Below are 22,996 nucleotides of genomic sequence, written 5' to 3'. Positions count from 1 at the left end.
ACGATTCGAATCCAATGGAGCGAAATTGGTGACTTTCGACGAGCATTGTCGTCAGCCTGCGCTTGTGCTACGATTATTATCAAAAGTAACAACAATCATTTCTCTGGACGATAATCGTAGCCAATGCGCGCGGAGCAGTACATCGACAACCTGGTGGCCCGTGGTCTCCACCACTTCACGACCACGGCAGCTCTAGAGGCCCTCGGAGGGTCCGAGGTTGCGGTCCGTGCTCAGCTTCGGCGCCTCAAGCAACGAGGACGCATCGCGAGCCCCATGCGCTCGTTCCATGTGGTCGTGCCACCCGAGTATCGCCGCCTGGGGTGCCTCCCCGCGGAGCATTTCATCGATCAGCTCATGGGGGAACTGGGCGTGCCGTACTACGTCGCTCTGCTCTCGGCGGCGGCGCAGTATGGGGCAGCCCATCAACGCCCGCAGTCCCTCCAAGTCATGGTGCCCACGAGCCGGCCTGCGGTGGAGTGCGGCGAGGTACGGATCACGTTCATCGGTCGCAGCGACCTAGAGGACATGCCGGTGACACGCGTAAACACACCGCGCGGCTATCTGCGGTACGCCACACCCGAACTGACGGCCCTCGAGCTGGTGGGCTACCCCCATCACGCGGGTGGCCTGAGCAACGTGGCTACCGTCCTGGCTGAGCTTACAGAATCCTTGAACGGGCCCAAGCTGCTGGAGGTCGCAAAGCTGTGCCCGGTCGGCTGGTGCCAGCGTCTTGGGTACCTGCTGGAGCTCGTTGGCGCCAACGAGCTGGCTGTGGAGCTTCTTCCATTCGTCGAGCAGAACGCGCTCAGCTACATTCCTCTCCGGCGTGCGGTGGATGTGGCGGGGGCGAAGCGAAGTGCCCGGTGGAAGGTCATCGTCAACGTCGAAGTGGAGCCTGACGAGTGATCCCGAGAGACTTCATCACCGCATGGCGCGAGCAGGCGCCGTGGCTACAGGACGCGCAGGTCGAGCAAGACCTCGTCATCACGCGAGCACTCGTCGACATGTTCACACTCGAAGAGATCGCAGAGCGCCTGGCCTTCCGTGGCGGCACGGCGCTGTACAAGCTCCACTTGCACCCGGCAGCTCGCTATTCGGAAGACATCGACCTCGTGCAGGTCAAGGCAGAGCCCATCGGCGAGACGCTCGATGCCGTTCGCCGTGTCCTCGACCCGTGGCTCGGGACGCCGCAGCGCACTCTGAAGGAGGGTCGCGTCAAGCTCGCATACCGCTTCCAGTCCGAAGGCGTTCCAGCCCTCCGAATGCGACTGAAGGTGGAGATCAACTCGCGTGAACACTTCACCGAGCTCGGCCTCATCCGCACGCCTGTCGTGGTGGACAACCCCTGGTTCAAGGGGGCGGCGAGCGTGACGACCTTCAAGCTCGATGAGCTGCTGGGCACGAAGCTCCGCGCACTCTACCAACGCAAGAAGGGGAGGGACCTCTTCGATCTGTGGTGCGCCCTTCAGCGCGGCGGCGTCGACCCCGCGGTGGTGCTCCAGTGCTTCCATCGCTACATGGCCGAGGGCGGGCATGCAGTCAGCCGCGCGCAGTTCGAAGCCAACCTCCACGAGAAGGCGAGTGACCACGACTTCCGCGACGATATCGTTCCGCTCCTGCGTCCCGGCGTCTCGTGGGACTTCGACAGCGCGTTCGCGGTAGTGTCCAGGAGCATCGTCGAGCTGTTGCCGGGCGCGCCCTGGAAGGGAGACGGAGTCTAGTGGTGGAATTCTCGATTCGGCAGCTGATCGTCGAGGGACTCGTGGTTCGTGACACCCGGAAACGTCCCGAGCCCCGCCGCGGTGCTCGAACATCTGCGCGCCGAGCAGATACCGTTCGTGATCGAGCGCGATGTGTTGGACCGTCGCGTGGTGCGCATCGACGGCGGCGCTTGCTTGGCGTTCGGCTCCGACGAGGACTGCGAGGACAGCCCAGAATCGTGGTTCGCGATCGAGGTCAAGCGTCCCGGATGAGGCGGTCACATGTGGTCCCGCCGCGTAGGCCGCGTGACTCGCTGCATGGAGCCGCGCGGGCTACCCTCCTGGTCTGATGGACGCGTGGCTCGCCGCCTACCAGGACCCGATGTTCCTCCGCTTCGCGGTGCTCACCAACGTGATCAGCATGGTCGCGTTCCTCCTGTTCGCGGTCCCCATGAGTGTCCTGGCCGCGCGTGACCCGTCTTGGGCGCGGCGCTATCGCCTTCAGTCGCGTCGCCCCCGTGCGCAGGACCTAGTGGGGCCCTCGGTGCGCTCCTTCCTGGTCAACAACGCGTGGCTCGCGCTGCTGACGGTCGCGTCGTGGCCGTTGATCCGCCAGTTCGGCATCCACGCGGGGCCGCTGCCGCCAGCGTGGGTGGTCGTCGCCCAGGTGCTCTTCTTCATCTACCTGGACGACTTCCTCTACTACGGGGTGCATCGGCTCATGCACCACGGCTGGCTCTGGAAGCGCGTCCACTCGGTGCACCACCGCATCCACACCCCGTGGGCCATCACCGGCCACTACATGCACCCCATCGAGTACCTGACCACCGCGTCGCTCATGCTGGTGGGCCCGCTGCTGCTGGGCGCGCACGTGCTGCCGCTGTGGATCTGGGTGGTCATCCGGCAGTGGGAGGCGGCCGAGGGTCACGCCGGCTACGACTTCCCGTTCAGCCCCACGCACCTGCTGCCCGGGTCCCACGGGGCTGCGCATCACGACTTCCACCACGCCAAGGTGAAGGGCAACTACGCGGGCTTCATGGCGCACGTGGACCGGTGGTTCGGCACCTATGCGCGCGGCTACCTCGAGGGTCGGGCAGAGCGAGCGCGACGGGCGGGCACGCAGACCGACGCCTGACTGGCTGCAGCGTGTGGGGCGGGAAAGACACCGAGGGTGCGCGGAGCTTCCGCCGGCCGCCCCGTCCCTGCTAGGGTGGCCGGATGCCAGTCGCACAGAGCAACGGAATCGAGATCGACTACGAGGTCCACGGTGAGGGCGAGCCGCTGGTGCTCATCATGGGCTTCAGCGCGCAGCGCATCGTGTGGCCGCGCGAGCTCGTGGACCAGCTGGTGCGCGACGGGTTCCAGGTGGTGACGCTCGACAACCGCGACGTGGGCAAGTCCACCAAGCTCAAGCACCTGGGCGTGCCCGACGTGCAGAAGGCGCTCATGCGCTCCGTGCTGGGAAGGCCGCTGCCGGGGCCGTATCGCATCGCCGACATGGCCCTCGACGTGGTGGGCCTGCTGGACGCGCTGGGCATCGAGCGGGCACACGTGGCGGGCGCGTCCATGGGCGGCATGATCGCGCAGGAGCTGGCCATCAGCCACGCCGACCGCTTGCTGACCATGACGTCCATCATGTCCACGCCGGGGGGGCGCCGGTACACGCTGGGCAAGCCCGCCGCCATCCGCAAGCTGGTGGACAAGCCCGCCAAGACGCGTGAGGAGCACCTCGGGAAGTTCGTGGAGACCTTCCGTGTGCTGGGCGGGCCGGGCTACCCCTTCGACGAAGCGCGCATGCGTACGCTGGCCGGTGAGGTGTGGGACCGTGGCCTGCACCCGGCCGGCGCGGCGCGGCAGTTCGGGGCGATCCTGGACGCGTCCTCCGACAGGCGCGCGCGTCTGCCGCGGGTGCGCGTGCCCAGCCTGGTGATGCACGGCACCCACGACCCGCTCATCCCCGAGCGCGCGGGGAAAGCCACGGCCAGGCTCATCCCGGGCGCGCGCTACGTGCCGATTGAAGGCATGGGCCACAACTTCCCGGCGGCCGCCATGCCGCTCATCGCAGGCGCCATCCAGTCGCACGTGCTCGCCAGCCGCCGCTGAGCGCTGCCGCCGCGCCCCGGTGGTGCTACTCACCTGGATGAGCGACTCCCCCAAGCCCGCTGTCGTGCTCGAGCCCGTCGAGGACGTCATCCAGGTCCGCTTCTCCGACACCGACGCCATGGGGCACATCAGCTCCGGGTCCTACGCGGCGTTCGCCGAGGTGGGCCGCGAGAGCTTCTTCAAGCAGATCCCGGGGCCGCGCTCCGAGATCCCCTGGTTCGTGCTGGCGCACCTGGGCATGGACTACCCATCGGAGGGCCGCTTCGGGCAGCGCGTCACGCTCACCACGCGCGTGGTGAAGCTGGGCGAGAAGAGCATGACCCTCGAGCAGCAGGTGTTCGCGGACGGCAAGCTGTGCTGTCAGCTGAAGGTCGTGATGGTGGGCTTCGACCCGAAGACGCGCGCGTCGGCGCCCATCCCCACGTACTGGCGCGTGCCCGAGGCGCAGGGCTAGACTATCCGACAAACAGCAGGGAGGGCACCATGGAGGGAGGCGCAAGGAGTGGGACCGGAGGCGGTTGTGGACGTCGCTCCCTGGGGGTTGTGTTTGGTGTCCTATGGCTCTCGGCATGCGCTCAGGAACCCCCGAACAGGTCTCGCTTCCTCGGCGAGAGCTTCCTGCTCGCTGCCGACGAAGCGGGCGCGATCCCGTACGACGACGACTATCACCACCGCAGTCTCGATCTCACCGTTGCCGTCCTGACCGGAGATATCGAGCCACGCTTCGGGTATCGCGCCGTTGCCAACCCCTTCGGGGCCATCACGATCGAAGTGGTGCATCTGACCGCCGCCCCCGCCGGTCATCGTGCCACGCTCGAGCTTCGCTTCCGCGATGAGCCTCTCGACCACGCCGAGCTCGAATTCGCGCGCGAGGGGGTCGCAGGCTTGCGAAGCGCTCCTCCCTTCGAAGGGCTCACGGGCTCCCAGGATCCCCTCGGAGCCGTGTGCCTACTCGAGCGCGTGCCCACCCTTGCCATTCTGACCCGGCGCGCCGCCGACGGCCGCTCGCTCGACGCGGTGTTTCCGCCGGACGCCGAAGTCCGTGCAGATGGCATCTTCGTCTCGGGGGGCGCGACGCCCGACCAGGGGGGCATCAATTTCATCACGTTCAACTCACCCGCCGCAGGGATGTACCAGCTCGAAGTCACCTCACAGGCGGCGGACCGTACCTGGATGGCCGACGTCCGCGTGGTCGGTGAGGACGAGCTGGTGACCCTGGAGGTCCAGACTCCCACGGAGGACGGCATCACGGCCAACACGCTCATTACCGTGTTGCGCACCGCCGATGGGTGCCCCGTTCTCGGCGCGGATCTCACGGTCGAGGTAGATGGCGTCCAGACGTCCTGGCCAAGCGGCTGGAATCCCTCCAACGGCTCGAACGCGGTCGAAGGCACGGAGGTGCGCGTCGCGTGGGGCGACCTCACGGCGAGCGCGGTCTACTGAGACGTTGTCCGTCGTGCCCCGGCTTCCCCTTCCGAGGGCGAGCTACTTCTTCAGCTCGAACAGCGGCACGAAGCCCCCGAAGATCATGCGCTTGCCGTCGAACGGCATGGGGTTGAGCTCGGGTGACATGCGCGGGTCCTCGAACATCTTCTTCATGCCCGCGTCGCGCGTGGCCTTGTCGGGCCACTCGATCCACGAGAAGACCACCGTCTCGTCCTCCTTCGCCCCCACCGCGCGATAGAAGTCCGTGACCTGGCCGTGGGGGACGTCATCGCCCCAACACTCGAGCACCCGCAGCGCGCCGAACTCGATGAAGAGGCTGTCGCCCTCCGTGGCGTGGTCCAGGAACTTCTGCTTGTTGGCGGTGGGGACCGCGATCACGAATCCATCGATGTAGGACATGGGGTTCTCCTTGGTGGGCGCCCGCGCGGCGCGTTGGCGGGGACGACGAACGAGGGAGACGGGAGCCGACATCCCAGCCAAAGAAAGTACCGACGACTGGCCGGTCGATCGAGCACGAACGGCGTCGACCCCCAACTTGAAGGTGGTAGCCTCAGTGCTCTCGCGGAGGGTCCATGCACGCCCACAGAGTCAGGAGAGGTCCAAGCCTCCACCAAGCCGAGGCTCGTTCGCTCGCGAGTGGGGTCCGCGCGCGGCGCTCCACGGCGGCGCTCCTGGCGGCGCTCGCGCTGTGCGTGCCTTCGTGCAGTGAGTCGCACGAAGCGCCCCCGGGGCTGTCTTTCCGAGGGCGCGTGCTGGCGGCTGTTCACGCCGGCGACTCTTGGTACGTGGGCGGCGAGTTCACTGGCGTACAGACGAACCCCGCCGCATCGCTGGTGGTGCTCGATGCGTCAGGCTTCGAGGCGGACGACTGTCGCGTGGGGGCGGGCTTCAACGGGCCCGTCTTTGCCATCGCGGTGACCGACGACGCGGCCTATGTGGGCGGAGACTTCACGGAGTACCGTGGCCAGCGCATCCGGTCACTGGCCAAGCTGGACGCGCGGACGTGTGCGCTCGACACGCGGTTCAGTCCGCCGCCGGGGCCCCCCGGCTTCGAGGGGCACGTCCGTGAGCTCGCGGTGTTCGGGGGGGCTCTCTACGTCGGACGGTTCCCGGCCTTCAACGAGGCGATGCTCACCAAGCTGGACCTCACGACCGGCGAGTCCGACGCGGCGTTCGCGGCCGAGGTGGCTGCCGTGACCGACGACGCAGGAGGGGTGTCGACGCTCGCGGCTGCGGGGACTTCGCTGTACGTCGGCGGATGGTTCGACCTAACCACCTCGGATGGAGGGCGGGTCCACAACTTCGCACGTTTCGATCCGGCCACCGGAGCCCTCCAGACCCCACGCGTGCTGCCCGTCGACGGCTTCGACGACGGAGTCAGCGCATTGGCGATCGCGGGCGACTCGATCTACGTGGGCGGCAGGTTTCGCACCTATCGAGGCGAACCGACGCCAAACCGGAATTTCGCACGACTCGACCTCGACACGGGCGACATCCACACAGCCTTTTCGCTCGGCGTTCCAGAGTCAGGGAGCGTCACGGCATTGGCGGTTTCGGGAGAATTCCTCTTCGTCGGTGGTTCGTTCTTCGGCGGGTCGTTTCCTGGGCTGGTGAAGATCGGGCTGGAAGACGGGGCGCCTGCGTCCACCTTCAGGCCAGCTCTCTCGGCGGAACTCACCGACCGGGGTGTCTGGTCGATCGCCGTGCGAGAGGGGGTGGTCTACGTGGTCGGTTCGTTCGAGACGCTCGACCGGGCCATCCACGGCTTCGCTGCGTTGAACGAAGAGACGGGCGAGACCGTGAGCACGCTGACGCCTCCGGGCCACAACCTCGGTGGCTTCGACGGAGACGTCTGGGCCGTGTCGGCGACACGGGAGCGCGTCTGGGTCGGGGGTTCTTTCTACGGCTACGGTGGCCGCCGCGCGAGCTCCATCACCAGGCTCGACGACACCACCTTCGAGGTCGAGGGGCGCTTCCGCGGCTTCGACGGACCCGTCCACAGCCTCGTCGTGGCGGAGGACGCCCTCTACGTGGGAGGCAACTTCACCGCATACGGGGGTGTACCCGACTCCGCCCATGGCCTCGCCAAGTTGGACCTCGTCACGGGGGAGCTCGACACGAGCTTCAGCCCGCCGGGGCCTCGCGCAAACGGCGTGGACGGCAACGTCTACACCCTGCTCGTGGCGGGCGACTCGCTGCTCGTGGGAGGCGACTTCATCGCCTACCGTGGCGATCCCGCCCGCACTCTGGTCAAGGTCTCACGCACCACGGGCGAGCGTGACTTGGCGTTCAGCCCAACCGACGTGCCCGTCGGCTTCGGAGGCGCTGGAAGGACGGTCAACGCCCTGGCTCGCTCGGGGAACTCCTTGTTCGTGGCAGGCGCCTTCGAGACGTACATGGGACCGTCCGGCGTGTCGTCGTTCCGCTCGGGGCTCGTCAAGCTCGACATCGTGAGTGGCGAGCTCGACGCCCTGTTTGCCCCTGCGACACAGTCGTCGCCCAGCTCCGGGTTCTTCGGCGGGAGCGTGCGAACCCTGGTGGCGACGGACACCGCGCTCTACGCAGGCGGCGACTTTTTCGCGTACGAAGGAGCGAACGTCGGTCACATCGTGAGGCTGGACCTGCGTAGCGGCGCGCTCGACACCACCTTCAGCCCGCCGGACATGGCCGGCATCTTGTGGGGGGTGTCGAGCCTGGCCGTCGCCGACGGCGCGCTCTATGCCGCCGGCACCTTTCGTTGGTATCGCGGCGTCCGAACCCCTGCGGCAGGCCTCGCGAGGCTCGACCCCACGAGCGGCGCGCTGGACCCCTCGTTCGCGTCCTCGGCGCGCCATCTCGACGTGTGGACATCGTTCCACTTGGTCGTGCCAGACGGCGACGCCCTGCTTGTGGGTGGCGACGTGGGCTACTACGACGGCGTGGAGTGGGTGTCGCGTGCGTTCTTCGTGGACGCGGCCACTGGCGCGCGGCTGTGACCTCTCCCGCCCCGTCAGCCCCCGAGCTTGTGCTCTGCCACGATGGCGTTGTTCTTGGCGGCTGCCGCGATGGACGCTGGCCGCGCGTCGAGACGGGCCGCGTAGGCCGCGAACGATGGCCGCGCCTCCATCATGTTGAAGCGCAGCATGTAGCGCACGGTGCCGCCGAAGATGACGTCCGCCATGCTGAAGCGCTCGCCCAGCAGCCACGGTCCGCTGCCGATGGCCTCCTCCACCGAGGCCAGCATGTTCTCGTAAGTGCCCCAGCCGGCCTGGCCGGGCTTGTAGTCCCACTTGGACATGTGCGCATAACAACCGGGCTCGATGACCGACGGCGCGAACAGGCTCCAGCGCAGGTAGGTGCCGCGCGCGGCCTCGTCTACCTTCGGGGCGAGCACGCCGTACGAGTAGCGGTCCGCCAGGTACAGCCCGATGGCCGCGCTCTCGGTGACGGTGGCGTCGCCGTCCACCAGGGTGGGCAGCTTGCCCATGGGGTTCTTCTGGTGGAACTCGGCCGAGTGCTGCGCGCCGGCGAGCACGTCGACGTACTCGAGCACGTAGGGGATGCCCAGCTCTTCGAGCATCCACACGACGTTGGCCGCGCGGCTGAAGGGGTGGTGATAGAGGACGACGGGGTTCGTGTTGGTCATGCGGTCGATGCTAGTGCGCGGCTCTGAGCCTCGGTAGAGCAGAACCGACCAAGCTGACAGACTCCTGACAGGAACCGTCATCGGTCAGCGGTGACGAGGGCGCGAACGTGCCCCTTGGGTCAAGGCACCAGTGGACCACGAGAGACCAGCATGCGGTCCAGGAGCGCGGGGTGGTCCGGCGCGATTCGGCGCGCTCGAAAGACGAACGCGGCCGCGGGCGAGGTACCGAACGGCGGCACGTCGTAGGACCACACGGTCTGTCCTGCAGGCGTCACCTCGAACAGGTGTCCCGCTGGCCCGTCGCAGATCAGCGTGTTGCCGTTGGGCAGCCGCTGCGCCGACGAGAGGTTCTGGGCGTAGAAGTCCGTGACCGGGTCGGAGCGGTAGTCCCATGAGACATCGGGAGGCCCGAACTGCTCACCCTCCAGCACGAAGCGGCTGTCACCGTCGAGGGGCAGCAGCAGCTCGTCCACGCTGGAGAAGGCGCCCGCCGGGCGACGCAGGCCGTTGTCGAACACGAGCATCGAGAGCGTGCCGCCGCTCCGCACGAAGGTGGCGTCGTGCTGGCCGTAGAGCCGCTGGTCGGCAATAGTGCCGCCGCCATAGTTGGCTGGATTCCCCCAGCGATACAGCAGGTCGCCGCCGTACCCGTGCGCGCCTCCGCTCGACGTCGCGGCCTCCTCGGTGGTGGTGCCGTGGTCGAGCACGAGCACCTCGCCGAGGCCGTGGCTGCTGAGCAGGATCACGTCGAGGGCCTCGTCGTACGCCACCGAGTTGAAGTGTAGGAAGTCGGGACCCTGACCGCCCGCGGCGATGTCGATGCGGCGCGTTCCGTCACCGAAGTGATCAGAAGCGCGCCACTGCCAGACGATGCTCGTGGTGTCGGGGCCTGCCGGCGCGAGCTCGAGCACCACCTCGGACCAGAGCCCGGCGACGTCCACGCGCTCATCCGGACGGCCAGCGGCGAGCGCGTCGGCTTCTGGCATCCACTCCCACGCGATCGCGAGGACATGACCGTTCGGCAGCGGCTCGATGTCGTGGTGGAGCCGCGTCGTATCGCCGACTCGCTCGTAGGTCCAGAGGACCTCGCCGGTGAACGCGATGCGTGTGATGCGCCCTCCGGCGCCTCCGGCGTCGAAGCGGTTGGTGTCCCCTGCGGCGAGTGGGTTCTCGGTGCGCAAGAGCGAGCCGTCGTCCAACAGCTCGACCCCCAGCGCGGGGCGCGCGGCGCCGGGCCAGCTGTGCACGACATCGCCGGCGAGGTCGAGGAGGTAGCTCGCGGTGGACGCCATCGGAGCGAACAACGTGTAACCGGGCGAGGGCGTGGCGGTGCCCTGGTCGGTGGACGCAACGTCCTCCGGCCACGTGTCGGCCGCCGCGTCCAGCGCTGCCGTGGTGCCGGGCGCGTCGCCGCATGCGGCCCCGGCGAGCGCGGCCACGGCGGTGACCCAGCGCGCGAACGAACCGAGCGTTGGGCGAGGGGTCATGGGAAGCGCGCCCCCACGGTGCCGGACGCGATGGCGTTGCGCAGGAGCTCGTAGGCCAGCTCGCGCTCCGAGAGTTCGTCGGGGTTCACGCCGTCGAACAGCTTCACCCCCGCGTAGGTCGCGACGACGTCGGTCACGTCTGGCAGCCCAGCACCCAGCTCGTCGTGCGCGAGCGTGTCGTTCGACCCCACGGGCAGGTCCACGTCCACGTCGAACGCCGTCGGGGCGCTCGCGCCGGGCAGCCGGTAGGTGCCCGTCGCGCGCAGGCTCTGCTGCCGCAGGTCCGGGCTGACGCCCTCCTGGATCACGGTCGCGCGCTGGTACAGCTCGCAGTACTGGCTACCCAGCGTGGTGGTGCCGCCGCCGAACTCGACCAGCCGGCCCGCGAGCGCGTCGAGCGCCATGGGCTGCTCCACCAGCGTGCCGTCGCTAACCCACACGTGATCGGCGGAGGCGCGCGCCGGGAGCACCACGTGCCGGAGCCACGCCACCGCAGCGGACTCGTCGTCGGGCTCGCAGGGCACCAGCTCGAGCGCGCCGAGGCCCACCCAGAGCCCGGTGAGCAACACCTCGACGCCCTCGTCCGACACGAAGCGGTAGCCCGCCGCCGCGGGGTCCCACGTGGCGCCTTCCCAGCTCCAGCCCACGAGGTAGCGCACGCGTCCGCCATCACCGACCAACGTCACCGGCGTGCTGGCGTGCTGGTGGGCCTCTTCGTCGTGCACGCACGAGATGCCCAGCAGCGCGGCGAGCGCGACTCCGAACCGCCAACGGCGTGTCCCCACGCGTAGTTGGCTCACGGACAGTCCGCCGCGCAGTTCTGAGCGGTCTCGGGTCCGCCGCAGATGTCGTCACCGCAGCACATGGTCTGCCCCACGGTGCACATCGGCAGGCCGTTCATGTTCATCCCTCCGTCGCCCAGGTCCGCCACGTAGTCATCGGCGGCGCCCCGCAGGCAGCCGGTCAGGTACGGGAACGTCAGCGTCGCGTAGTATGCGTAGCCATCGGGGCCCTCGAAGCCGTTGCAGCGGTCCAGGTAGACGTAGTCCTCGCCTGCCGGCAGCTTCTCGTCGCGGCGCACGTACTGATGCGTGCACCACGCGTAGTCCACCAGCACGCAGCGGCGGCCCACCTCGGTGTTGGTGCCCACGCTGGTCGGCACCACCGTGACCGAGCACGAGAAGTTGCAGTCGGCGCCCGTGCAGCAGTCGTCGTCGGTGGTGCAGGAGCTGCCCTCCACGCCCAGCGCCGCGGCCTCGCCTGCGTCGGCGCCCCACACGCCGAGGCCGTTGTAGGCCCAGCCGCTCCGCGCACGCCGCACCTCGGTGCAGGCGCCCGCGTCGTCGCGCGCCACGCAGACACACGAGCCCATGATGGGGTAGCCGTCCGGCGACCAACCGACGACGCCAGATGGCTCGCTGCAGGCGTCGGTCATGGACGCCGCGAGGTCCCAGCCCGCCGTGGCGCCAGCGTACGAGTTGGCTGGCGCGCCGCTGCTGTCACGCTCGAAGCAGGCGTCGATGGCCGCGTGGTAGTGCATGGCGTTGGCCGTGTGGCCGCCGCAGAAGTCGAGCGCGGCGCCGTTGCCGTAGTCGTCGCTGGTGTCGTTCGGGTAGTTGTATCCCGGGTTTCCGAAGGGATCGGGCACGCCCGCCTCGTTGGGTCCGAACACGGGCGAGCCGCTGATCACGAAGCCCGTGGTGTTCAGGCACGGGATCTGCTGATAGACGTGCGTCACGCCGTCCTCGGTGTCCGAGATGAGCGTGGCCGCGCCTCGCGCGCACAGCCCGCTGGGCTCGTTCTGCGTCGCGACGGTGGGGGCGGTGAGGTATTGGGTGTACGCCGTGGCGCAGCCGTTGATGCTGGCCGCGTCCGTGGCGCCCGCGTTGCTGGCGAACGGCGCGGGTGTGAGCGGGACGCGGTAGATGAACGCGTTCTCCACCAAGGCGTTCGGAGTGGTGGCCACGAAGTCGTAGTGGGGCAGGGCGTTGCTCGCCACGTAGGCCGCGTCGTCATCGCACAGGACGGCGATGCACGGCGTCATGGCCGTGCCCTCGTTGTCGATCGTGATGCCGTCGAGGTTCATCAGCGAGTCTGCGACGGCCGCACCGCCGCTCACCGTGCTGCAGTCGCGCAGCGCGCCACTCAGCGTGTAGGCCTCGCCCACGCGAGTCAGCAGCTCCGTGCACGCCGTGCTGGTCGGGATGCCTTCGTCCAGCGCGCCGCCTTGGTCCAGGGTGCCGCCGTCCAGGTCGGTCATTCCGTCGCCAGCGCCGCCGCAAGCTCCCAGCAGCGCGGCCAACGCCACCAGAGGGGAGATGCGAGCCGAAGTCGTGATTCTGTTCAAGGGCAGTCTCCGAGTGAGCCGGATCGCGCAGCCCCGGCTAGTCCGAGTCCTCACGAGTCCGGTCGATACACCACAGCATGAGCGGCGCGCTCTCCCGAGGCTGTGGTGGGCGTGTCGCGCTTTTGTATCGGTTTGTACGCGCCTGCGGCTCCCTTCACGGCACCGATACACTTCGTGACAACTCCTCGGTGGCTAGCGGGAGAGATTGACGGCACGCTGCAAGCGCTCGTCGTGCCGCGACGACGCCCTCCACGATGTCCTCCACGCCCCCCGCGCCCATGCACATCCTCGTCGTCGAAGACGACGCGCCGCTGGCCCGCATGATGGCTGCGGCTCTCGAGCGCGACGGGTTCCGCGTGGACTGCGAGGGGCGAGGAGACACGGCGGTCGAGCGCATCCCTGCGCTCTCGCCCGACCTCGTGGTGCTCGACCTGATGCTCCCGGGCCTCGATGGCTTCGGTGTGCTGCGGGCGCTGCGCCCCCAGTGGAAGGGGCTGGTACTCATGCTCACGGCACGCGGCGACGACTTCGACCAGGTCACGGGCCTCGAGCTGGGTGCCGACGACTACGTGGTGAAGCCCGTGGTCCCCCAGGTGCTGCTCGCGCGAGTGCGAGCGCTGCTGCGCCGAGAGCGCCAAGGGGGCGGAACAGACCGGCGCTTCGGTGCGCTGCGGCTGCAGCCCAGCGCACGAGAGGCCGCTGGCCCCGGTGGACCCATCCCGCTGACCAGCGCCGAGTACGACCTGCTGCTGTTCTTTGCCGACAACGCCGGGCGCGTCGTCGATCGGGACGAGCTCTTCCTCGCGCTGCGAGGCGTGGCGTACGACGGCCTCGACCGCTCCCTCGACCTGCGCGTGTCCAAGCTGCGCAGCAAGCTGCGCGAGCACCTGGGCGGCGACGCCATGATTCGCACCGTGCACGGGCGCGGTTACCTCTTCGCGGTGCGCTCGTGAGGGCGCTGTTCCTGCGCATCTACCTCACGGTGGGCGTGGCAGCGCTGGCCACGGCGCTGGGCATGATCACCATCGCCTCCCTCCCGCGCTTCCTGCGCGAGCGTGAGGGGCGTCATGAACCCCCTGGCCACCTGGCCCAGCCGGGCATCGAGGGACGGCCGGACCGCGGAGGCCCTGGGGGGGTAGGTCCTCGGCATGGGCATCGTCCGCGAAGACCTCATTGGCGCCGTCTTTCAGCGGACGACGCCACGGTGTTCGTGGCGGAGGCCGCCCGACGCCTGCGCGCCGGAGAACCCCCACACCGTGTGTTCGAAGAGGCGCGTCCGTGGGTGGGCGACAACCTGCATCTGCGCCCGCGCGACCGCCTCCGCCTGGACCCCGAAGAGCTGGCCACGCTCGAGCAGGGCGGCGTGGTGGTCCATGGCCCGCCGCATCGGCGCGAGGCTCTGGCGCTCGTTCCGCTGCGCGACTCCGTGGTGGTGGGGCTGCTGCCGCTCGGCGAACCCACGCCCATCGGCGGTCACATCCTCGGGACCATCTTGCTGATGGCCTTTGCTGCCTTCGGGCTCGGTCTGGCGCTCTGGCCGCTGCGCCGGCAGCTGCTGCGCCTCTCCGACACGGCGGAGCGCTTCATCGCCGGCGACCTCGGTGCACGCGTGGAGGTCAGTGGCGAGGACGCGATGCAGGACATCGCCAAGGCGTTCAACGGGATGGCCGCGCGCTCGCAGGAGCTCCTGGCGCGCCATCGCGAGCTGCTGCAGTCGGTCTCGCACGAGATGCGCACTCCCGTGGCGCGCATGCTCTTCACGCTGGACCTGCTCGAGAACGAGCCCGACGCGAAGTCGCGCGCCAGCATCCTCGCGGAGATGCGCTCCACCACCACCGAGATGAGCAAGCTGACCGAGGAGCTGCTCGAGTTCTACCGCCTCGAGCCGGGGACGCCCGCGCTGCACATGAAGCCGGTGGACCTGGCGGAGCTCGTGGACGACGTGGCTTCGCGCTGGGAGGGAGCCCAAGTCGTCCGGCCGAACGCGCCCGCGATGGTGAGGGGCGACGAGCGCCTGCTCTTCCGGGCCATCGACAACCTGGCCAGCAACGCGGTGCGTTATGCCGGCGCTCCAACGCTCCGGCTGGAAGTGGATCCGAGTGCACCAGGGTGGATTGTCCACGTGGACGACACGGGCGAAGGCATCCCATCTGAGTGTCGCGAGCGCGTCTTCGAGCCCTTCGTGCGTCTCGAGGGCAGCCGCAGCCGCACCACCGGCGGCTCGGGTCTGGGCCTCTCCATCGTGCAGCGCATCACGCAGCTACACGGCGGGACCGTCCGTATCGATCAGAGCCCGGCGGGAGGCTGCCGGGTGTCCATGCGCCTCCCCGCAGGCAGCTAGCGCAGAAACACCCAGGCGCCCAGCGCGCCCGCTTGGGCCAGCAGCAAGAGCGGCACCCCGATGCGGAAGCGTGGCTTCTGCGTCTTGTGGCGCACGGCGCGCATCGCCAAGAGCGCCCCCGGGGCACCGAAGCAGGCTGCGAGCCCCAGCAGCGTGCGCTCCGAGACCCGCCGCGCGCCACGCCGGGCGAGCCCCTTGTCGAGCACGAACACTGCCGCCACCAGCGCGTTGTACGCGAGCAGCGCGATCAGGAGCGCACGGCCGATGTCAGTCGAGAGCATCGCGGCCAGGCCTAGCACGTGTAATGGAACCACACGCGCCGGCGACGCCAGCGGGACCATGCCTGCCGCCGAACCTGCCAGGTCCATCCCTCGCCACGAGTGGTCTGCTCACCCGAACTACCCAGGCAACCTCTTGCTGCTGGGCTCTCACTCGAACTTCCGCACCATCAACCGCCAGCTGGTGGTGCAGGCCGAGTCCATGGATCACGGCGCCGATCTCGGCTGGCTGGCGCGCCGCCATGACCTCTGGATCCAGGCGATGCGCAGCCACGAGGCTTACGAGGAGCAGAAGCTGTACCCCTACCTCGAAGCGCGCTGGGGCGTGTCGTTCCTGGACGCACGCACGGGCCACGAAGCGCTGCACGAGGTGGACGTGCGCGTGCGCGCGGCCTTCGAAGCCCATGACGCGAGCGAAGCCGCCGACGCGCTGCGGCGCCATGAAGAGCTGCTCACCGCGCACCTCGAGCTCGAAGAAGACCTGGTCATCCCCTTGCTCCTCGAGCTCCCCCGCGCCGAGTTCCTGCACTTCACCCACTCTTCCATCCGCGTCCTCCTGCACGAGCTCGCGAACCAGGCGCTCCCTTCCTCGTGACTGGTCACGTCCGGGCGCTGCTGCGTGGTATTCCTCCCCCGTGCACGAGCTCACCATCCAAACCTTTTGGGGCACGCCGCTGGCCCTGCTCCCCTCCGCCATCCTGCTCCACTGGCTCGTCCAGCTCCGCGTGAGCGCCGTGCTCTCCAGCCCCCGCGCGGGCACGACGTCCGGCTCTCTCGAGCGCGCCCGGCTGCTCCGCAAGGCCACCTTGGCTTGCGGCTTCGCCATCGCGGGCAGCGGCTTCGCGGCGCTCACCAGCGGCGTCTGCGTGGTCTTCCGCGTGGCCGGCCTGCTTCCGCTCCTGGCCATGCAGACGGTCGCGCTGCTCGCGATGATCTTCACCGCCGCCGCCCTCACGGTGGAGAGCAGCGCCGCGCTCCGCGAGCTCACGGAGCCCCTCGCGGCGGACCGCAGCGACGATCCTGCGTGAGTGCGCGCGCCGCGCTGTGGTAGGACGCACCGATGCACATCGGAATGAACCTCCCCGTCATGGCGCCCGGGCTCGACCGCGAGCCGTTCCTCGCGTGGTGCCGGGCCATCGACCAGGGCCCCTTCCACACGCTTGCCGCGGGTGAGCGCGTCGCGTTCTACAACCCCGACATCATCGCGGCGCTGGGCGCGGCCGCGGCGGTCACGGAGCGTGTGAAGATCGCGCTCACCGTGATGGTGTCGCCCATGCACGACCCGGTGCGCATGGCCAAGCAGGTGGCCACGCTGGACGTGCTCTCTGCCGGCCGTGTGGTGCTGGGAGTCGGCGTGGGCGGGCGGGAAGAGGACTACAAGGCCGTGGGCGCCACGTTCGACAAGCGCCGGCTCACGCGCATGGAGCAGGGCGTCGCGCGCATGCGGCAGGTGTGGGCCCAAGAGACCATCGTGCCGGGGGCTTTCCCCGTGGGCCCCGTGCCCGTGCAGGCCGGCGGGCCGCCCATCCTCGCGGGCAGCTTGATGGCCAAGAGCATCGACCGCGCGGCGCGCTGGGCGGACGGACTCAGCACGTTCGACTTCGGACCCACCGCCCCGGTGGTGAGCTTCCAGATGAAGACGGCGCGCGAGGCCTGGGCACGCGAGGGCCGCGAGACCAAGCCGTACTTCCAAGTGGCCTGCTGGTACGCGCTCGGCGCCGACAGCGACGCGGGCGGCGCGCAGATCGTGGACTACCTCAGCCGCTACCTGCGTTTCCTCGGGCCCAACGCCCACACGCAGATGGCCCCCATGGTGCGCGCGCGCTCGCCGGAGGCGCTGCGCACCATCATCCGCGAGCTCACCGACCTGGGCGTGGACGAACTCCTACTCGTCCCTACATCGGTCGCGCTCGATCAGGTGGAGCGCGTGGCCGAACTAATCGCCACCAGTTGAGGTAGTCTCGGGGGCGTGGAAGCCTCGGGTTCGCCCCCCCGTCCGACGCCCTCACGGAGACACCGTGGGCTGCGCGCGTTCGGCAACCCCCTCGAGTGGAGCGACATCCAGAAGACCATCCTGATCTTCTTTCCGCCCATTCCCTTCACGCTGTTCTACATCTGGCGCATCCGCGGCCTGCTCGCGGACCCCACGCTCGAGCCCTACATCTCGCGCCCCGCGCTGTCCGTCACGCAGCAGTTCCTCTACGCCATCGTGGGCTCGTTCGTGGTCATGCTGCTCGGCTGGCTGCTGTTGCGGCGCCGCGAGGGCAAGCACGACCTCTTCGTGCGCGTGGTGATCCACTCGTGGTTCATCGCCATCGCCCTCGGGTCCTACGCCGTGGGGCCGTTCTCCACGCCGGTGCTGCTGGGCTTCATGGCGGGTGGGATGGCGGTGTTCCTCTTGTTCGACGCGCGGCGTGCGTCGCAGGGGGCCTTCGTGGGCCTCGTGGTCATCGTGGGCACGTGTCTGCTGGAGCGCGCCGGCGTGCTCGGCTACGGGCCGGTGTTCTCGCACGTGGTGTTCTCGGGGCAGCGCCCGCCCGACGTGTGGGTCTACCTGAACCTCGCCTTCACCATCGTGTTGATGGCCTTCGTGCTGGGCGGCATCGGGCTCGCCATGTCCATCGCCCGCGCGCGGCAGGCCGAGCTCAACGAGCTGCTGGCCACCGACCTGCTCACGGGCCTGGCCAACCGCCGCAAGCTGGACCGCACGCTCGAGCGCGAGCTCGTGCGCGCCCGCCGCTTCGAGGCGCCGCTGTCCGTGGTGATGATCGACCTCGACCACTTCAAGCGCGTGAACGACACCCACGGCCACCCGGCGGGCGATGCCGTGCTGTCGGCGGTGGGCCGCACGGTGCTGGCCGAGCTGCGCGAGGTGGACGCCGCCGGGCGGTATGGCGGCGAGGAGCTGCTGCTGGTGCTGCCGGGCACCAACCTCGAAGGTGCCCAGAGCGCGGCCGAGCGGGTGCGCACCGCCATCGCCAACCTGGTGGTGACCCATGACGACAAGCTGCTGCGCGTCACCGCCAGCGCGGGCTGTGCCACCCTCGACCCGCAGAAGCCGCGCAGCGCTGCCGAGCTGGTGCAGGCCGCCGACGCCGCGCTCTACGCGGCCAAAGAGGCCGGGCGCGACTGCGTGGTGCTCGAGTCGGGCGACGGTTCAGCGCGGGCCACCGCGTAGCCAGAGCGACGTGCGATAGCGCAGGCTCGCGAGGCGCAGGGCCAGCGTCACGCGCTCGCCGCGACGCGACGAGGTGTCGACGCGTACGGTGCTGCGGCCTTGGTCGTCGCGCGCCGCGGCCAGCTCGGCGAGCGCGACCTCGTGGGCCACCTCGTCGTTCAGCAGCACTTGCAGCGTGCCCACCTTCGCGCTGCTGATGTCGAAGCGCACCCGGAATTCCAGGCGCTCGCCCAGCGTCACGTCGTCGAAGGCGATGGTGCGCGCCTTTCCGCGCGCGTCCGTGCCCAGGTGCAGGTCCGGCCTTCCGTCGGGGCCGAAGCGCGCCGGCGACGCCGTGGCCAAGCCCGTGAGCGTGACGCCGCGCTCGTAGCTGGCGCACTCCCAGCCCTGGTACTCCCAGGCCAGGAAGTCGCAGGGCACGTCGGCACCACGCTGGCCCACGGCCAAGGTCACGCGTGCGTGGCGCACCGCGTCTGGGTTGGCCACGTCGAACACGTCACTCGCCAGCGCGCGCCGCCCCACGCCCACCAGCAGCAGCGTGAGCAGCAGGACGCCGCCCGCCAGCGCGGGCGCGAGCCCCACCCGCCCGGGCAGCCGTGCCACCAGCCGGTGCGCCGCGGTGTCCAGCAGCGAGCCCAGCACGGCGAGCGCGCGGCCGAGGGGCAGCACCAGCACGAAGCACGCGAACAGCGGCAGCTGCGCGTCGTCGGCGATGACGCCCGGCACCGCCAGCGAGAGCAGCACCAGGCCGAGCGCGATGGCCAGGTCACGGCGCCCGACGGCGATCAGCCCGAGCCCCGGGAGCGCCAGCAGCAACAGCGGCGCGAAGGCGCGCACCGGGTCGGGGTCCCCGCCGAACGCGGCGTTCAGCAGCGTCACCAGGGACTGCGTGGGCGCAACGGCGTACGCCCCGTCGAGGCCCATGACCGCCACGCGGTCTGCCGCCGTGGCCAGCGGGCGCCCCCAGTACAGGAGGTTGAGCAGCACCAGCGCCAACACCGGCGTCAGCCCGCGCAGCGCGAGGCGCGTCCACAGCGTGCGTTGCGCTTCGGGCGTGGTGGCGAGCGCGCGCCACACGCGCAGCGGCCGCCACAGCAGCACCAGCACCGCGGGCACGATGAGTAGCGGCGCGTCACCGAGCGCGGTGGCCACGCACGCGAGCGTCATGGCCAGCGCCACGCGGCCGCGCTCGGCGGCCAGCAGCGCGCCCACCAACGCGGTGGCGCTCATCAGCGCGGGGCCTCCGTCCAGCACGCGCTCGCGCATGCCGGGCAGCCACAGCACCAGCACCACGCCCGCGGCCAGCACCGTGGGAGGGCGCGGCGAGAGGGTGACCAACAGCCACGCCAGCAACGCGGCGAGCGCCACGTGCAGCGCCAGGAGCCCCGCCGGACCGAAGAGCGCGAAGGGCGCCGCCAGCACGGTGGCCAGCGGCGACACGCGCGCCACCAACGCCCCCGAGCGATCGCGCGAGACTTGCGAGCGGGCGTCCTCGAACAGCGGCAGCCCCTCGGGGGCGAGCGGCGTGCCCACGGCCGAGAGCGTGCCGTGCGTGGCCAGCTGCTGCGCCGCGATGGCGTAGGTGGACCGCTCGAGGCGCGCGGTGGGCTGGGTGGTGGTCGCGAGCGCAGCCACCAGCACGGCCACCACCGCGAGCGCGGCGAGGCTTCTGTCGCGCGCCGGCGCATGGCGGAAGAGCGCCTCCCGCTCGGCGCCGAGGCCACGAACCACGAGGGCGCGCAGGCCGCGCACCAGCCCCGCGAAGGAGGCCGCCAGCGGCGGGACCAGCAGGCCGAGCGCTGGCCACAGAAAGCGGTCGCCCTCCCAGTCGTACTTGGCGAACACCAGCACCGCGAAGCCCAGGGCCAGCACGGACCCCACCACGTAGCGCGGCGCGCGGCGCGCCAGCAACAGCCAGCCGGGCAGCGCCAACGTGAACAGCGCGAAGAGCCGCGCGATGCCGTAGTTGCCCAGGAACAAGCGCCGGAGGCCGTCGACCAGGGGGAACGAGAACGCGTCCACGTGGTCGGCGATGCCCGGCTGGCCATCCACCACCACGAGCGTGCGGTTGTAGCCCGCCCAGTGCGGCCGGCCGAACAGCCACGTGTTGAGCGCCGCATAGGCCAGCAGCACCACGGTGCCCGCGGCGAGCGCACGGAAGAGCCCGCGCCGGTCGAGCGAGGCCTGCGGCGAGAGCGCCATCAGCAGGAACGCGGGCACCCACATCAGGCAGGTGGGCTTGAGCGTGACGATCAGCGCCAGCAGCACGCCTGCCAGCACGCCGCGCCCCACGTGGATGGCCAGCACGCCGCCCAGGAAGAGCGCCAGCAGCAGCGTGTCCACGTGGTAGTCGTAGGCGTAGCTCAGGATGCTGGTGCCGAGCGGCAGGGCCAGCGCGGCGATGGCGGCGGCGGCCTCGTCCTGCTCGTCCACGTAACGACGCGCGATGCCGAACGCGCAGCCGCCGATGACGAAGAACGTGAGCAGGTTGAAGAGCAGCTGCCCGGGCAGGCCGAGGGCGAAGAAGAACGGCGCCGAGAGCACCGGCAGCAGCAGCGGGTGCTTGGGCAGGTGCTCCCCGTTGCGGCCGAGCGCGATGTTGCTCCAGCCCGCGTCCAGGTTGTAGTTCCAGCCCAGGGTCCCGCTGTACCAGCTGCGCGCGTAGGGCTGCTCGAGCGACAGCGACTCGGTCAGCGTGGCGGCGGTGTTGGTGTAGAAGCGGCCGTCGCGCAGGATGAAGGTGTGCGGCACATAGGATGCCCACGCGAAGGCGCACGCCCCCACCAGCGCCAGCAGCCCCAGCGTGATGCCCACGTGCCGCTTCGGGTCCCAGCCAGCTGCGCTCACGGCGGAGCCTCCGAGGGGACCGGTAGCCCCGGTTCCAAGTAGCGGCGCCGATAGACGCGCCACGGGCCATCATGGAAGATCTCTTCGAACGCACGGCCGCGGGCGATGCGGCCCGGGCCCCCGCGCGTCAGCACGTAGTGGTAGAAGGCGAGGTCGGTCTCCGGGTCCACGCGCTCGGGCATCCACTCCCAGCGTGGTCCCACCCGCGGCGGGCGGTTGTCCTCGCGGAACACCACCGGGCTCTGTGGGAAGTCGTCGAACGTGAACATGACGGCGCCGCCGCGTCGCGCTTGCACCCACGCCACGCTGTGGATGAACGGCGAGAAGCCCACGTGGCGCGAGCCACGGTCCCAGATGAGCCCGGCGGTGCGGCTGCCCTCGGGGATGGCGGCGATGGCCTCGTCGAGGGCGCCCACCTCCTCGGTCTCGAAGGCCACGAACGCGTCGGTGACCGTCTGGGCCGAGCGCAGCGTGAGCAGCGCCGCCACCGCCAGCAGCAGCCCGCCGCCCACCCCCCGCGCGCGCGGCAGCAGCGGGATGGCGAAGATCAGCGCCAGCAGCGGGAAGCGCGCGTTGATGGGCCAGATCCAGTCATAGGACGTGGGCGCCACGAAGTACGCCAGCACGGCCAGCGGTGACAGCAGCCCCACCACCCGCAGCATGCGCCCGCGGCGACGGCCTTCGGGGCTGGTGTCTTCCTGGTCGCGCCCCGCGCCAGTCGCCAGGAACAGCAGCAGCAACACCATGTAGGCGATCAGGACCTCTATGTCCGCGTCGCCGTGCAGCACGTCGGTCAGCCACATGGGCGCTTCGCGCAGCGCGTCCCCCGGGGCGGCGAAGTGGGGCTGCGGGCCCGCATCGGCCCCGTCGCCGCCCATGGCCGTGGCGCTCAGCGTGGCCTGCCCGGCGGGGCTCACGCGGGTCCAGAGCAGCGCCGCCAGGCCAGCCGGCACGAGCGCCAGCCAGCGACGCAGCGTCTCGCGCAGGCCATCGCCCACCAGCATGAGCGCGGCGCCCAGCCCCAGGAACGCGAACGGCACCACATGGGTGTAGAAGGTGAGCGTGCTGACCACGGCCAGCCCCACCGCTCGGCGCGGCGTGAACTCTTGCCGCAGGCGCGCCGCCAGCGCGAGCCCGAAGAGCGCCAGCGGAATGGCCGAGATGAAGTTCAGGAAGCCCAAGATGAGATGCGCGTTCCAGGTGAGCGGGAGCGTCAGCACGCACAGCCGCTCGTCGCGCCCGAGCGCACGCAGCAGCGCGCGCATGGCGTACGGCGTGCCCACGATGGCGGCGGCCAGCACCAGCCGGTTGGCCAGCTCGACGGGCAGCACCGTCCCCAGCACGCGCACCACGCCGTAGTAGGCCAGGTACTGCGTGCGCAGCAGGTCCACCTCGAAGAACTCCTGGAAGCGCAGCCCAGGGGAACCGTAGTCCACCAGCACGCGCATGGCGGCCAGGTGTTGGGGCAAGTCCTGAATGGGCGGGTGCTCCACCACGAACAGCGGCACCGCGCACGCGAGGGCGAGCAGCGCGAGGAGGACTTCCGGGACGAGGCGACGCGTCACGGCCGCGACAGTAGCAGGGCTCGGGCAGAGCGCTCGGGCCAACTCGACACGCACGGCCGTGTGCATTGCGGTTATGCTC

At 69.9% G+C, this 22,996-nt stretch carries 22 protein-coding genes; 14 read left to right on the top strand and 8 right to left on the bottom strand.

Going from position 1 to position 22,996, the window contains the following annotated elements; all coding sequences use genetic code 11:
- Positions 1-123: 123 nt before the first annotated feature.
- The 7 genes from IPI43_34160 to IPI43_34130 all read left to right on the top strand — a co-directional run bounded on the left by IPI43_34160 (position 124) and on the right by IPI43_34130 (position 5,246).
- The gene (locus tag IPI43_34160; protein MBK7779109.1) at positions 124-906 is read left to right on the top strand and encodes a type IV toxin-antitoxin system AbiEi family antitoxin; all 783 of its coding nucleotides are present in this window, start codon (positions 124-126) and stop codon (positions 904-906) included.
- Positions 903-1,721: a nucleotidyl transferase AbiEii/AbiGii toxin family protein gene (locus tag IPI43_34155; protein MBK7779108.1), complete on the top strand. Its 819-nt coding sequence runs from the start codon at positions 903-905 to the stop codon at positions 1,719-1,721. Before IPI43_34160 ends, IPI43_34155 begins: the two co-directional genes overlap by 4 nt.
- Positions 1,722-1,769: 48 nt before the next feature.
- On the top strand, positions 1,770-1,973 hold the full coding sequence (locus IPI43_34150) for a hypothetical protein (protein MBK7779107.1): 204 nt from the start codon (positions 1,770-1,772) through the stop codon (positions 1,971-1,973).
- 76 nt (positions 1,974-2,049) lie between these two features.
- Positions 2,050-2,835 (top strand): sterol desaturase family protein, encoded by a 786-nt coding sequence (locus IPI43_34145; protein ID MBK7779106.1) that lies wholly within the window; start codon positions 2,050-2,052, stop codon positions 2,833-2,835.
- 83 nt (positions 2,836-2,918) lie between these two features.
- Positions 2,919-3,803 carry an alpha/beta hydrolase gene (locus IPI43_34140; GenBank protein ID MBK7779105.1) on the top strand — a complete coding sequence of 295 codons (885 nt, stop codon included), beginning with the start codon at positions 2,919-2,921 and terminating at the stop codon, positions 3,801-3,803.
- 37 nt (positions 3,804-3,840) lie between these two features.
- Positions 3,841-4,257, top strand: a complete 417-nt coding sequence (locus IPI43_34135) for an acyl-CoA thioesterase (protein ID MBK7779104.1) — start codon at positions 3,841-3,843, stop codon at positions 4,255-4,257.
- Between the two features lie 29 nt (positions 4,258-4,286).
- Positions 4,287-5,246 (top strand): hypothetical protein, encoded by a 960-nt coding sequence (locus IPI43_34130; protein MBK7779103.1) that lies wholly within the window; start codon positions 4,287-4,289, stop codon positions 5,244-5,246.
- A 42-nt stretch (positions 5,247-5,288) separates the two neighbouring features.
- Here the strand turns inward: IPI43_34130 and IPI43_34125 are convergent, their stop codons facing one another.
- Positions 5,289-5,648: a DUF1428 domain-containing protein gene (locus IPI43_34125; protein ID MBK7779102.1), complete on the bottom strand. Its 360-nt coding sequence runs from the start codon at positions 5,646-5,648 to the stop codon at positions 5,289-5,291.
- A 350-nt stretch (positions 5,649-5,998) separates the two neighbouring features.
- On the opposite strand from IPI43_34125, the gene IPI43_34120 reads away from it, so the two are divergent.
- Positions 5,999-8,224, top strand: coding sequence for a hypothetical protein (locus IPI43_34120; GenBank protein MBK7779101.1), 2,226 nt, complete (start codon positions 5,999-6,001; stop codon positions 8,222-8,224).
- A gap of 14 nt (positions 8,225-8,238) precedes the next feature.
- Here the strand turns inward: IPI43_34120 and IPI43_34115 are convergent, their stop codons facing one another.
- The 4 genes from IPI43_34115 to IPI43_34100 form a co-directional block, all read right to left on the bottom strand.
- Positions 8,239-8,874 carry a glutathione S-transferase family protein gene (locus IPI43_34115; protein ID MBK7779100.1) on the bottom strand — a complete coding sequence of 212 codons (636 nt, stop codon included), beginning with the start codon at positions 8,872-8,874 and terminating at the stop codon, positions 8,239-8,241.
- Between the two features lie 119 nt (positions 8,875-8,993).
- The gene (locus IPI43_34110; protein MBK7779099.1) at positions 8,994-10,361 is read right to left on the bottom strand and encodes an aryl-sulfate sulfotransferase; all 1,368 of its coding nucleotides are present in this window, start codon (positions 10,359-10,361) and stop codon (positions 8,994-8,996) included.
- Entirely contained in the window at positions 10,358-11,161 is an 804-nt protein-coding gene (locus IPI43_34105; protein ID MBK7779098.1) for a hypothetical protein, read from the bottom strand. The genes IPI43_34110 and IPI43_34105 overlap by 4 nt, the downstream gene beginning before the upstream one ends.
- A complete protein-coding gene (locus tag IPI43_34100; protein ID MBK7779097.1) occupies positions 11,158-12,708 on the bottom strand; it encodes a YHYH protein in 1,551 nt (516 codons plus the stop codon). Before IPI43_34100 ends, IPI43_34105 begins: the two co-directional genes overlap by 4 nt.
- A gap of 278 nt (positions 12,709-12,986) precedes the next feature.
- Here IPI43_34100 and IPI43_34095 point away from each other — a divergent pair, with 278 nt between their 5' ends.
- Positions 12,987-13,661 carry a response regulator transcription factor gene (locus IPI43_34095; GenBank protein MBK7779096.1) on the top strand — a complete coding sequence of 225 codons (675 nt, stop codon included), beginning with the start codon at positions 12,987-12,989 and terminating at the stop codon, positions 13,659-13,661.
- Positions 13,658-15,049 carry a HAMP domain-containing protein gene (locus IPI43_34090; protein ID MBK7779095.1) on the top strand — a complete coding sequence of 464 codons (1,392 nt, stop codon included), beginning with the start codon at positions 13,658-13,660 and terminating at the stop codon, positions 15,047-15,049. Before IPI43_34095 ends, IPI43_34090 begins: the two co-directional genes overlap by 4 nt.
- On the opposite strand, the gene IPI43_34085 is transcribed toward IPI43_34090, so the two are convergent.
- Entirely contained in the window at positions 15,046-15,330 is a 285-nt protein-coding gene (locus tag IPI43_34085; GenBank protein MBK7779094.1) for a DUF1294 domain-containing protein, read from the bottom strand. The genes IPI43_34090 and IPI43_34085 overlap by 4 nt on opposite strands.
- A gap of 58 nt (positions 15,331-15,388) precedes the next feature.
- On the opposite strand from IPI43_34085, the gene IPI43_34080 reads away from it, so the two are divergent.
- The 4 genes from IPI43_34080 to IPI43_34065 are packed head-to-tail and all read left to right on the top strand — an operon-like array spanning position 15,389 to position 18,505.
- On the top strand, positions 15,389-15,922 hold the full coding sequence (locus IPI43_34080; GenBank protein ID MBK7779093.1) for a hemerythrin domain-containing protein: 534 nt from the start codon (positions 15,389-15,391) through the stop codon (positions 15,920-15,922).
- 40 nt (positions 15,923-15,962) lie between these two features.
- Positions 15,963-16,355, top strand: a complete 393-nt coding sequence (locus tag IPI43_34075; protein ID MBK7779092.1) for a hypothetical protein — start codon at positions 15,963-15,965, stop codon at positions 16,353-16,355.
- A 32-nt stretch (positions 16,356-16,387) separates the two neighbouring features.
- Positions 16,388-17,281 (top strand): LLM class flavin-dependent oxidoreductase, encoded by an 894-nt coding sequence (locus IPI43_34070; GenBank protein ID MBK7779091.1) that lies wholly within the window; start codon positions 16,388-16,390, stop codon positions 17,279-17,281.
- Between the two features lie 15 nt (positions 17,282-17,296).
- Positions 17,297-18,505: a GGDEF domain-containing protein gene (locus IPI43_34065; GenBank protein ID MBK7779090.1), complete on the top strand. Its 1,209-nt coding sequence runs from the start codon at positions 17,297-17,299 to the stop codon at positions 18,503-18,505.
- Here IPI43_34065 and IPI43_34060 read toward each other — a convergent pair.
- Together IPI43_34060 and IPI43_34055 are read right to left on the bottom strand one after the other, a co-directional pair.
- Positions 18,485-21,352 (bottom strand): DUF2029 domain-containing protein, encoded by a 2,868-nt coding sequence (locus IPI43_34060; GenBank protein ID MBK7779089.1) that lies wholly within the window; start codon positions 21,350-21,352, stop codon positions 18,485-18,487. The two genes, IPI43_34065 and IPI43_34060, sit on opposite strands and share 21 nt — an antisense overlap.
- Complete coding sequence (locus IPI43_34055) at positions 21,349-22,917, bottom strand: hypothetical protein (GenBank protein ID MBK7779088.1); 1,569 nt, start codon at positions 22,915-22,917, stop codon at positions 21,349-21,351. Before IPI43_34055 ends, IPI43_34060 begins: the two co-directional genes overlap by 4 nt.
- Positions 22,918-22,996: the final 79 nt, after the last annotated feature.

It is taken from the genome of Sandaracinaceae bacterium (assembly GCA_016706685.1).
Classification (GTDB): domain Bacteria; phylum Myxococcota_A; class Polyangia; order Polyangiales; family Houyiibacteriaceae; genus JADJJE01.
Note: the sequence above shows the minus strand (reverse complement) of the source record. Positions and strands in the feature narration are given on the sequence as shown.